The sequence below is a fragment of the Rhodococcus globerulus genome (genome assembly GCF_019334125.1).
In the GTDB taxonomy this organism is placed as follows: domain Bacteria; phylum Actinomycetota; class Actinomycetes; order Mycobacteriales; family Mycobacteriaceae; genus Rhodococcus_F; species Rhodococcus_F globerula.
In genome coordinates this window covers 2,889,754-2,902,951 of sequence record NZ_CP079698.1, presented here as the reverse complement: position 1 = coordinate 2,902,951, position 13,198 = coordinate 2,889,754, and the positions used below count along the sequence as shown (strand labels likewise).

The window sequence follows — 13,198 nt, the reverse complement described above, 5'->3', positions numbered from 1 at the left end:
CAGCAGTTGTCCACGCTGGTGAGCCAACAGTGGATCTTGAAGTCTTGGAGAAAAATACAGTGCAGTCGGAATTCCCGGTGACAGCGGCCCAACGCAGCATCTATTTCGGGCACCAGTTGGACTCGGTGGGTCACCTCTACAACACCGGTATCTACACCGAGACACTTGGTGAGGTCGATATCGATCGAGTGGTCGAGGCCTGCCGCTCTGTGCTGGATCAAGCCGAGACACTGCATGTGAACTTCGACGTGGATGCTCGCGGCGCTCTGGTGCAGATTGCGCGCGAGAGCCGCGACTGGGACTTGCCCGTCATCGACTTCCGCGCCGAGGCCGACCCGCGAGAGGCATCACTGCGGTGGATGCGCGAGCGGATGGAATCGCCGGTGGACCTGGCGACCGACCTGCTGTTCACCTTTGCCGTGCACCTCATCGACGGTGACACGATGCGGCTGTACCAGCAGTACCACCACATCATCAACGACGGCTACGGCATCGCGCTGGTTCTGAACAAGATCATGCGTGCATACGTCGAGGGCACCGCACCGGATTTGAGCGCCGAATGGGCTCTGGCCAGGTTCGTCGAGACCGATGTCGAGTACACCTCCGGCACCACGATCGACGACGATCGCGACTACTGGATTGCCGAGTTGGGCGATCTTCCGACGTCGCCACGGTTGATCACCGTCGACCATCCGCCGGCGCCCGGCGTCACGAGTGTGACTCTCACGCTCGACCTCGACCGCCGTCAGAGGCTCGAGGAGTACGGCAAAGCACACGGACTGCGCTTGTCCTGGTTGGTGATTGCGCTGCTCGGCGGTTATGTCGCGCGAGCAACCGGAACGACCGACGTTGTGTTGAGCCTGCCGACCACGGCTCGCGGAACGCGCGAATTGCGTTCTGTGCCCGGCATGGTGGCCAGCGTGCTTCCGATGCGCATCGACGTCGGAGAGCAGGCCCGACTCGCGGATATCGCAACGAGCGCCGAGCAGAAGATGTGGAAACTGCTCAAGCACGGTCGTTACCGGGGTGAGGCGATCGGCCGCGAGTTGGCTGCCAGGAACCCGGATTGGCGGCCGCCGGGCATCGGCATCAACATCATGCCCAACTCGACCTCCCGTTTCACCATCGGTCGAGAGTCCAACGTGGAGATGCTTGCGTCCGGGCCGGTCGGTGAACTCGAGTTCATCGTGTTGCTGCACAAGTCGGGCCAACCGATCGAGATCGGGCTTCGCAGTCACCCGGACAATGCGCAGCGCTGCAACGAGATTGCCGACAGTCTCGGAGATTTCATCGACTCGTTCCTCGAGGCAGTCGACGAGTCCGTGTGGTCGTACGACGTCGACGGGCTGGACGTCGCGGCTGCGGATCGTCCTCACGACGAGGACGGCGCAGGACCACTGACGTTGCTGCCGAGCCTCGCTGCCCGCCGTGACAACGGAGAGCCGGTTGCCAGCACCTTGCGTGAGCACCGTATTACCGCTCCTGCGAATCTGACCCGGGAGCAGTTGGTCGACACGGTCGAGGCGATTGTCACTCATCACCACGGGTTGCGAGCGACTCTTACTGCGCCCGTGCCGGTGTTGTGGATGCTTGCGATAGCCGAACCCGATGCGGTGAAGGCGGATTCGCTGATTGGTGATGATGTTGTTCCGGACCCCGCAACCGGTCGAGGGCTGTGTGTCTCCTGCTCGGCCGATGGCGACCTGATCCTCACTGCCGCAGCAGGTTTGATCGACGACGTGTCCTGGAAGGTCGTCACGGAGGACTTTGCCACCGCGCTCCGGGCGGTGTCCAGGGGGCGCAAGGTTGTGCTGCCGCCCGTGCCCACGTCACTGAAGGCGCACGCCCGACGGTTTGCCGAGGAAGCGACATCGCCGAGCCGTCTGGCCGAGTTGGTCACCTGGACGTCGGTGCTGGCGCCGGGTGCAAATCTTGTGATGGCAACCGACACTGCGGGTGCACCGGCAGCCCGGACGGAGCTGCTGACGCCGGCTGAATATGACACTGCAACAACGCGAGTGCCGAGCCTGGTCAAGGGCGAACCGGCTGATGTATGGGCTGCGGCCACAGCGCTCGCAGTGTCCCGTTGGACGAAGCGCGTCGCCGGTGCCGGCGAACTCACCGTCGACGTGTGGCGCGACGGTCGTCAACCGTGGGGACCCGGCGACGATGTCGACCTGAGCCGTACTGTCGGGCCGCTCGGTTACACGTCTCCGATTCGGTTGGTGCTGACCGACGATGCGCACAGCGCTCTACGGTCGGCCAAGGAACGAGCAAGGGCCGCAGGAGGTTCCGGTTGGCCGCTACTGCGCTACGCCAACGTTCAGGCCGGCCCTGCATTGGCGGCCTTGCCGACGCCTCAGGTACTGGTGCGTACGGGCGGCGACCGTATCGGTCGATACGCCCTCGACATCGCTGTGCATGCCGACAAGTCCGGTGGTGCCACGGTTGAGTTTGCATCCGACTTCGGTGTCGACGACGCGGAATTGGCAACCCTGGTGGGCTTGTGGCGAGATGCGCTGCGCGAGTTGGTGGCGCTGGCGGAAGGTGGTGCGACGTCCGGGCTCACCCCGTCCGATCTGCGTCACATAGCACTCACCCAGAGCGAGATCGAACTCGTCGAATCCGTCAGCGACGTGGTGATCGAGGACATCTGGCCGCTCTCGCCGTTGCAGCGGGGATTGTTCTTCCAGTCGGTGTTCGATTCCGGCCAGGACATCTACACGGCACAGTTCTCACTGGACTTCGGCCATCGCATCGACGTGGCCAGGATGCGCGGCGCTGCAGCCGCGCTTCTGGACGAGAACCCCACGGTCCGAGCTGGATTCATTAACGACGGTCTGGGAGACCCGGTCCAGTTCATCGGAACCGGACTCGAAGTTCCTTTTGTCGAAGCCGACCTGTCGATGCTCTCGCCCGCCGAGCAGAAGACCGGTGCCGAGGAGTTGGCAGCCGCCGACCGCGCACGCCCGTTCGACCTCACCGCACCACCGTTGTGGCGCATGTTGCTTATCCACCTCGGCGACGGCATCGACCGTCTGGTGATCAACCGTGAGTTCATCTTGTGGGATGGCTGGTCGGGCGCACTGTTTGTCGACCAATTGCTGGCCCGTTACGCCGGTGATGCCGTACCAGCCGCCGGCGCTCAGTTCACCGACTATCTGACGTGGCTCGACTCCCGTGACCCAGGCGTTGCAGCGCAGGCGTGGCGACGGAACTTCGAGGGTTTCGAGAATCCGACGCTGATCGCAGCCGGCGCCAAGGGCGGCGCCCCGGTGGTGCCCACCCGTATCGAGTCCTACGTGGACGCGGAACTGACTGCGGCACTGCGTGAGCAGGCCAGGCGCAGCGGAGTGACGCTGAACGCGTTGATGAATGCGGTCATGGGACTACTTCTGTCTGCGGAATCGGGCCGCACCGACGTGGTGTTCGGTTCGACGGTGGCGGGTAGGCCGACCGAGATTGCCGGCCTCGAGAGTGTGCTCGGCATGTTCCTCAACACGGTGCCCGTGCGAGTGACGTTGGTTCCAGGGGAAACCGTGTCGCAGCTGCTGCGGCGGATGCAGGACGAGTACGTCGAGCGGATGGAATGCGAGTACCTCGGGCTCGGCGAAATTCAGCGTGCCACCGGGCATACCGAACTGTTCGACACCTTGTTCGTGTTGCAGAACTTCAAGAACGCGACCGAGATGGCGGCGCAGTCGGCACGGCACGACATCGTTGCCGAGGACAGCCTCGACCACACGCACTACCCGCTGGCCGTGGTGGTCTCGCCCGGTGAGCAACTGCACGTCAAGATCGACTACCGTCACGACATTGTGGATGCCGTGCGCGCTCACGCCTTGCACGATCGGTTCATTACACTGCTGGAAACTGTTGCACACGATGGTGATCGGTTGGTCGCAGCCGTTCCTGCCCTCACCCCGACCGAATTGGGGCGTGCGGCGTTGTCCTGGGACGCGCCGCTACCCGCTGTCGAAGACGTCACGATCGCCGAGATGCTCATCGAGCGGGCCGCAACCATTCCGGACGAGGTTGCACTGGTATTCGGTGACGAGCGGGTCACTTATCAGGAACTGGCCGGCCGAGTCGAAGCGCTTGCCCGCCAACTGATCATTCGCGGCGGCGGTCCGGAATCGGTAGTAGCGCTTGGCCTCCCGCGCACCGTCGACATGGTGGTTGCACTGTTTGCGGTGCTCCGCGCCGGTGCGGCGTACCTGCCGCTCGAACTCGACCAGCCGGACGACCGCCTCGCGACGGTGATCGAAGACGCCGAGCCGGTCCTGTTCGTGACCAATGCAGCTGCGGCGGCGCGATTGGACCTCCCCGCTGATCGGTCGATTCTCCTTGGTGGAAGCAATGATTGGGATACCAGCCCGCTGACTGCGGCGGAGCTCGGTGCGTTTGCGCCGGGTCGCGTCGGGCGTCTCGATCACCCCGCCTACGTCATCTACACCTCCGGTTCGACCGGTAAGCCCAAGGGCGTTCTCACACCGTACCGCGGCCTGACCAACATGCAGCGCAACCATCAGGAAAAGATCTTCGAGCCGGTTGTGGCTGCCGAGGGTGGGCGTCGACTTCGGGTGGCGCACACCGTCTCCTTCGCCTTCGACATGTCGTGGGAGGAGCTGCTCTGGCTCGTTGAGGGCCACGAGGTGCACATCTGCGACGAGGACCTGCGCCGCGATGCCAATGCGCTGGTCGACTACTGCGACCGGCAGCAGATCGACGTCGTCAACGTGACACCAACCTACGCAACGGCTCTGCTGGCAGAGGGCCTGCTCGACCGCGAACCCATCGACGGCAACCGCACCGGGCATCGTCCGCCGCTGGTGCTGCTCGGCGGCGAAGCGGTCCCGGACTCGGTCTGGAACCGCTTGCGCGAGAGCGAGGGAACGCTCGGGTACAACCTGTACGGGCCGACCGAGTACACGATCAACACCCTCGGCGCCGGCACTGACGACAGCGTCACACCCACCGTCGGAACTCCGATTCGTGCGACCAGGGGCTACATTCTCGACGCGTGGCTGCGTCCCGTCGTCGACGGAGTTGCCGGCGAGTTGTACATCGCCGGTGTCGGATTGGCGCGCGGCTACCTGGGGCGCACCGATCTCACCGCCGACCGCTTCGTTGCCGATCCGTTCGGCGGCGACCGCATGTACCGCACCGGCGACTTCGTCCGGTTGCGGCGCGACGGAAACCTCGACTACCTCGGTCGCATCGACGACCAGGTCAAGATTCGTGGTTACCGCGTCGAACTGCACGAGATCGAATCGGCCGTCGAATCACATCCTCTGGCGGCGTCCGTAGCGGTTGTTGCGGTGGAAGACCCGTTGGTCCCCGGTATGAAACGTCTTGCCGGATACATGGTTGTGACGGATGATTCGGACCCGGACATCGCCGCCACCGTGCTCGCGTACCTGCGAGCAAAGCTGCCCGACTACATGGTGCCAAGCACTCTGCAGATCATCGACGCAATCCCCATGACGGTGAACGGCAAACTCGACGCCAAGGCGCTCCCGATGCCGGAGATTCGCACCGGGGCGTCGTCGCGGCCGCCGAAGAACGCAACAGAGCAGGCGCTGTGCGACGTCTTCGCAGACCTGTTGGAACTCGATTCGGTTGGTGCCGAGGACGACTTCTTCGAACTTGGTGGGCATTCGATGATCGCGATGCGGGTGGTTTCGCGGGTGCGTGCGGAGTTCGACGTGCAGTTGACGATTCGGGATCTATTCGAGGCCCGCACGCCGGCGCTGATTGCCGAACTGCTGCCGAGCGCGGCAAGTGCACAACCGTCGATCGTCGTGGGCAACCGGCCCGAGTTCGTGCCGCTGTCTGCAGCGCAGGAACGACTCTGGATGCTCGCGCAGCTTCAGGACGACAGCCTCAGTTACCACTACGCGCACGTGGCCCGGTTGGACGGCGCGCTGGACGAGGCCGCGTTGGCAGCGGCTCTGCAGGACGTGGTGGGGCGTCACGAAAGTTTGCGCACCGTCATCGGAATCGTCGACGGAAATCCGTTCCAGCAGATCGTGGATGTCTCGGATGCGACCCGTCTCGAGATTGTCGGCGCCGATGCGGAGACGGCGCAGGGCTTGGTGATCGAGCGGCTGACGGCCAACTTCGATCTCCGCACCGACGTACCGCTGCGTGTCACGCTGGTCCGGATCAGGCCCACCGAATACATCATCGTGTTGGTGCTCCATCATATCGCGACCGACGAATGGTCGGACGCGCCGTTGCTCGGTGACCTCACCCGCGCCTACCTGTCCCGGACACAGGGGCAGGCTCCGGAGTGGGAGCCGCTGCCGGTGCAGTACGCGGATTACTCACTGTGGCAACACGATCTACTGTCGGGCGATCTGTCGGATCGCCAGCTCGGATTCTGGCGTGAGAGCCTTGCCGGACTGCCGGACGAGATAGTCCTGCCGACCAACCGTCTGCGCCCCGCTCAGCCCACCGGCACCGCAGGCAACGTCCAGATCACCCTGGGCTTGGACGTAGTGCAGAAACTGCGCGGCATTGCCGATGACCACCGCGGCACGATGTTCATGGTCCTGCACGCGGCTACAGCAGCGGTGCTCTCGCGACTGGGCGGTGGCAACGATATTGCGGTTGGTAGCCCGGTATCCGGTCGCTCCGACAGCGCGCTCGACAACCTGGTCGGGTTCTTTGTCAACACCGTTGTGCTGCGCACCGACCTGTCGGGAGATCCGACGTTCGGCGAGCTGGTGGACCGCACGCGCGACGCCGACCTCAGCGCGATGGACCACCAGGACATCCCGTTCCAGCGGGTGGTCGAGGAGTTGGCACCGCCACGCGTCGAAGGCCGTAATCCGCTGTTCCAGGTGATGGTGAGCTATCTCCAACGCGCCGGAGTCCTTCCGGACTTCCTCGGTGTGCCCACTCGTTGGGAGCAATTGACCAACGTGCGTGCGAAGTTCGATCTCAACGTCACCTTTGTCGACGCGCCGGATACCGGTGAAGTGACCGTCATCGCCGAGTATGCCGAAGACCTTTTCGATCGTGAGCGGGTGGCGATGATCCTGGCCGTCCTGTCGCGATTTGTCGATCAGGTTGCGGCCGCGCCGTCCGCACGAGTCGGGGCTGTCGAATTGGTGGACGCCGGTGAGCGGGCGCACCGACTCGCGGTGGGCGTCGGACCACGCGCCGCGGTCGAATCCGTGACGATCGGTGACCTTCTCTCGCGGCAGGCGGCGCTGTCGCCGACAGCCACGGCTCTGTCGGCCTTCGGCGATCAGATCGACTACGCCCAGCTCGAGGCACGCTCGAACCGCTTGGCCCGCCTACTGATCGAAGATGGTGCCGGTCCCGGTGACGTGGTGGCCGTTGCGGTACCGCGTTCGGCAGATCTGATCGTGGCAATCCACGCGGTTGTGAAATCCGGTGCGGCGTACCTGCCGATCGACACGGGGTTGCCGCCGTCGCGGATCGAGTACATGCTCGGTGACGCTCGGCCGGTGCGCGTCCTCGCAACCAGTGCCGTAACCCTGCCAGGTGGTGTTGCCCGGACCGATGTCGACGCACCGGCAGTGCAGGCCCGGTTGCAGGCGCTCAGTGGTGACGCGGTGACCGAGCGTCGTAGCGCCCTGACCGCGGCTCACCCGGTGTATCTCATCTACACGTCCGGCTCCACCGGAAACCCCAAGGGCGTGTTGGTGTCCCACCAGTCCGTGGTCAACCGCTTGGCCTGGGTGCAGGCGGAGTCGCCGGTGCTGCAAACGGACCGCGTGGTCCTCAAGACGCCGACCACCTTCGACGTCTCCGTCTGGGAGTTGTTCTGGCCCAGTGTGAACGGTGCAACCACCGTGATCGCGGGACCGGATACCCACCGGGATCCGGTGGCGCTGGTGCAGTTGCTGCGCGAGAATGACGTGACCATCGCGCACTTCGTTCCGGCCATGCTCGAAGAGGCACTCACCGAGCAGATATCCGCCGTGAGGTCGTTGCGACGTGTCGTGTGCAGCGGTGAGGCGCTGCAGAATCGAACCGTCGCACGATTTGCTGCGGCGCTACCGGGCGTGCGACTCGACAATCTGTACGGGCCGACAGAGGCCGCCGTCGAGGTCACCCTGGCAGCAGACCTTGCTCGTGATTTGGAAGTCGACCCTGCCGGATCCTCCTCGATCGGTGGCCCGGGATCGAACGTGGAACTCTACGTTCTGGATTCGAGCCTGCAGCCGACTCCTGCCGGTGTGGCAGGCGAGCTGTACATCGGCGGAGTGCAGGTGGCGTACGGCTACCTGGGCCGGTCCGCGCTCACCGCGGATCGTTTTGTGGCCGATCCGTACGGCGATGCTGGTTCACGGCTGTACCGGACCGGTGACTTGGTTCGTTGGACCGAGAACGGAACCATCGAATTCCTCGGCCGCTTGGACGATCAGGTCAAGATCCGCGGTTTGCGCATCGAACTCGGTGAGGTCGAGACGATCCTCGAGGGACATCCCGACGTGACTCGGGCGGTCGCCGTGGTGCACCGAAACCCCGAGGGCGAAGCCGTACTGGTCGGCTACGTCATGACGGCGGCCGGTGCGGTGGTTGACGCGACGACGTTGCGTAATGCTCTGAGCGGCTCGGTTCCCGATTACCTGATCCCGGCAATCGTGATTCCGGTCGACGAATTTCCGGTCAGCTTCAACGGAAAGCTGGATCGAAAGGCACTGCCGCGCCCCAGTTTCGAGAGCGCTGTGTCCGTGCGGGAACCGCGCACGGACTTCGAACGCCAGGTGTGCGAGGTGTTCGCGTCGGCGCTCGGCCTGGAAACGGTGGGAATCGACGACGATTTCTTCTCGCTCGGCGGCCACTCGTTGACGGCCATTCGCCTGGTCAATGCGTTGCGCAGTGAACTGGGTGTCGAGCTTGCCGTGCGCAGTGTCTTCGAAGCACCGACGGTCGCGCAGTTGGCCGTGCTGGCTGCTGACGCCGCAAGCGGCATTCGATCGACACTGGGACGGCGGGAGCGTCCGGAACGTGTGCCGGTCTCGTTTGCCCAGCGGCGGATGTGGATCCTCGACCAGTTGGGCGTCGACGGCGGCGCGTACAACGTGCCGATCTCGTGGCGGGTGCCGGCATCGGTGGATGTTGCCGCGCTGGCGGCGGCAGTCCAGGACGTCGTTCTTCGACACGAAGCGCTCCGCACGGTGTTCCACTCTGAGCACGGCGAGCCGTACCAGGTGGTTGTGCCGGAGAATGCCGTTGACGTGCAGGTGCACCGGCACATGGTGTCGGCCGACGACGTCACCGAAGAAGTTGCGCACGCCTCGCGGTACACCTTCGGCCTCGAACATGAGATTCCCGTGCGAGTGTCGGTGTTCGAGTTCGACAACGCGGGGGAGACACACACCGTCGTTCTCTTGCTGATCCATCACATCGCGACGGACGAATGGTCGACCCGCGCGTTGCTGGGTGACCTGATGTCGGCCTACGCGTTGCGCCAGCTCGGCCAGAGCCCGGACTGGGCGCCGTTACCGGTTCAGTACGCCGACTACACACTGTGGCAGCGGGAGATTCTCGGAGATCGCGAAGATCCGGAGAGTCTTGCCGCAGCACAGGAGATCTACTGGCGGAAGAACCTTGCGGGCTTGCCGGAAGAATTGTCGCTGCCCTTCGACCGGACGCGGCCTGCCCGGACGAGCTACACCGGCGGCGCTGTGTACCTGGCCTGGGAACCTGAAGTGGTTGTGGGACTGCGAGCGTTGGCCCGTGAGCACAACGTGAGCATGTTCATGCTGGCGCAGGCAGCAGTGGCCGTACTTCTGCACAAGTCCGGTGCGGGCGTGGATATTCCGCTGGGAACCCCGGTTTCCGGCCGCGGGGATGCGCAACTCGAGGATCTGGTCGGGTTCTTCCTCAACACGGTGGTGCTGCGCACCGACCTGTCGGGCAATCCGACGCTCGCAGAACTGTTGAATCGAATCCGCGACAGCGATCTTGGTGCTTTCGAGCATCAGGACTTGCCGTTCGAGCAGGTAGTCGACTCAGTGCTGGGCGGCGGCGAACGGTCTCGATCGATGCATCCGCTGTTCCAGACCATGATCGTCTACCTGACGGAGCCCAACCCGGCCGAAAGCCTGGGCGCGGCAATGACGCCGGAGCCGATCGAGGTAGCGACAGCCAAGTTCGACCTGTCGTTCGACTTTGTCGAGTACGCGGGTACCGACACCGTGGTCGGCATGATCGAGTACAGCTCGGAACTCTTCGACCGCAGCACAGTCCAGCGGTTGGCTGACGGGCTGGCGCAGGTGCTGAAGGAGTTCACGGCGCTGTCCGCCGAGCGCAGGTTGTCCGAGATCGTAGCTGTTCCGGCTGCGGATCAGGAACTGATCGAGGCTGCGTGGGGTGTCAATCCGATTGTGGTGCCGACTCTTACGGCGGCGGATCTGTTCGACACGGCGGTGGCTCGCTACACCGACGAGACCGCATTGCTTGTCGGTGACGTGTCCTGGACCTTCGGAGAACTCGGTGCGCGGGTCAACCGGTTGGCGCGCGTGCTGATCGGGCATGGCGTCGGCCCCGAGACGGTGGTGGCGCTGATGCTGCCGCGCTCGGCGGAGAGCGTCGTAGCGATCCTTGCGGTACTCGCGGCCGGTGGCGCCTATGTCGCGTGTGATCCCGACGCTCCGGCAGGGCGGTTGGACACGATCTTCGAAACCGTCTCGCCTGCAGTGACTCTGACGGTGGGAGCCTTTGTCGACCGGATTCCTGCCTCGCTGGTGCTGGCGATGGACAGCCTGGAGTTCGATGAGCTGCCCTCAACGCCGGTCACCAACGCGGATCGACTCGCACCACTGCACGCGGATCATCCGGCATACATCGTGTTCACCTCCGGATCGACCGGTGTACCGAAAGCCGTTGTCGCGCCGCATCGTGGCCTGGTGACGCTGTTCCACAGTCATCGCGCGGACCTGTATGTTCCGACGCAGGAACGGGCGCAGCGAGATCGACTGCGAGTAGGACACGCGTGGTCGTTTGCGTTCGACGCGTCGTGGCAGCCTCAGCTGTGGCTGCTCGACGGCCACGCCCTGTGCGTTGTCGACGAGACGACACAGCGGGATCCGCGTCGCATGGCCCTGCAAGCGCGAGAGCAGGAGTGGGACTTCGTCGAAGTGACGCCGTCGCACCTGGCTCAGCTGATCGACAACGGTCTGCTGGACGGGACCCGCGTGCCCGCATCACTGGGCTTCGGCGGCGAGGCCGTCTCGCAGCCGCTGTGGAATCTGTTGCGCGAGAAAGACGGAGTTGAGGCGTACAACCTGTACGGACCGAGTGAGAGTACCGTCGACGCGCTGGTTGCGCGGGTGTCGGACAGCACGTCGCCCGTCGCGGGTCGGCCCGTCGGCAACACGCATGCTCGTATTCTCGACGAGTGGTTGCGCCCCGTACCGGTGGGAGTCGAAGGCGAGTTGTACCTGTCGGGCGACGGTGTGGTGCGCGGGTACCTCGGCGCACGCGCACGAACCGCGGAAAGGTTTGTGGCAGACCCATTTGCCGCCGACGGAACCCGGATGTATCGCACGGGCGACCGAGCCAAGTGGACGGCGTCGGGGCACATCCAGTATCGCGGTCGCACCGACGACCAGGTGAAGGTTCGTGGTTACCGCATCGAACCCGCGGAGATCGAGGCCTCGCTGCTCGCTACCGAAGGAATCGGTGCCGCACTGGTATTGGTCCGCGATGATATCGGTGCCCGGGCACTCGTGGCATACGTCGTGGCGGACGGGATCGAACCCGACAACGCGGGCTTGCGGCGGTCCTTGAGCGCGGTGTTGCCGGACTACATGATCCCGTCTGCATTTGTGGTTCTCGACGAGATACCGACGTTGCCGAACGGCAAGATCGATCGAGCGGCCCTGCCGCGTCCGGAGATCGCGCCCATCGGGGAGTATCGCGAACCGGTGACTGAGATCGAGAAGATCCTGTGCCGGGTGGTGGCGGAGCATGTCGGGCTCGATCAGGTGGGACTCGGCGACGACATTTTTGCGCTCGGCTGTGACAGCATCGGCGTGATGGCTGTGATGAGCAGGCTGCGTGAGGCGGGCTGCGAGGTGGAGGCCGCCCAGGTCTTTGCCGCCGGTTCGTTGGGCGAACTGGCAGAAGTACTAGCCCCAACTACGAAGGAAGCGGTATGAATTCTCGATGGAATCGCAGGATCGGTGCAGCGCTGGCCGCGGCAACCGTTCTGCTCGGTGTTACGGCGTGCGGGTCCGATTCAGGTACCACCGACGCCGACAAGCCCACCTCGGCGAGCGCCGACGCCGGCCAGTACCCGGTGACGGTGTCCGGCAAGTTCGGTGAGGCGACCATCGAGTCCGCCCCGACCCGCGCGATGCCGCTTTCCCCTCAGGACGCAGACATTCTGCTCTCGCTCGGCGTCACGCCGATCGCGATTCCGGTGGATGCACAGAACCGTGCCGCGACCGGCGGCTCCGGAGTGTGGCCGTGGCAGGTAGAGGCATTCGGCGGAAAGACACCCGAAACCCTCGACATGGAAACGGGTGCCGGATCGATCACCGAGCGGCTGGCTGTGCTCGAGCCCGACATCATTGTCTCCACCGGTTTCTGGGGACTCGACCAGGCTGCGTACGACCAGCTGAGCAAGCAGTTCCCGGTGGTCCACTTCGACACCAAGGCCAACGGCGAGCCGTGGCAGGACTCGACTCGTAAAGTTGCTGCCGCACTCGGTATCCCGGCCAAGGCTGAAGAGGTGATCGCGGCTGCCGAAGCGGATCTGGCCAAGGCACGCGCAGATAACCCGACGATCGCGGGCAAGACGTACAACGCGATCATCGGCGACACCGGCGGCCAGTTGTCGGTGCTGGCCTCCGACGAACGCGGTATCGGCCAGTTCCTCACCTCGCTCGGATTGGTCCTGAGCCCGTATGCCACGACGCTGCCCGTCGACGCGGACGGTCGCGGCATCCTGTCCTACGAGAATGTCGGAGACATGAACGCGGACGTGCTGTTTGTCGTCTCACCCACCGGAGACCTGGGTTACCTCACCAAGTTCGAGGGCTGGAACGCGTTGCCTGCCGTGCAGGACGGCGCCGTGGTGTCGCTGGCCCGCAACACCGGTCTACCCAACGCCGTCGGATTCCCGTCAGCGCTCTCGCTCGGCTGGGCTACCGACCAGGTCATGCCGCTCATCTCCGACGCGGTCGCGAAGGGCGCAGCGGGCTAG

Annotated in this window: 2 protein-coding genes; both read left to right on the top strand. The window is 64.5% G+C overall.

Annotated features, from left to right (window positions below; translation table 11 throughout):
• Positions 1 to 59: 59 nt before the first annotated feature.
• Positions 60 to 12,149 carry a non-ribosomal peptide synthetase gene (locus KYT97_RS13080; protein ID WP_219112484.1) on the top strand — a complete coding sequence of 4,030 codons (12,090 nt, stop codon included), beginning with the start codon at positions 60 to 62 and terminating at the stop codon, positions 12,147 to 12,149.
• The gene (locus tag KYT97_RS13075; protein ID WP_045064530.1) at positions 12,146 to 13,198 is read left to right on the top strand and encodes an ABC transporter substrate-binding protein; all 1,053 of its coding nucleotides are present in this window, start codon (positions 12,146 to 12,148) and stop codon (positions 13,196 to 13,198) included. The genes KYT97_RS13080 and KYT97_RS13075 overlap by 4 nt, the downstream gene beginning before the upstream one ends.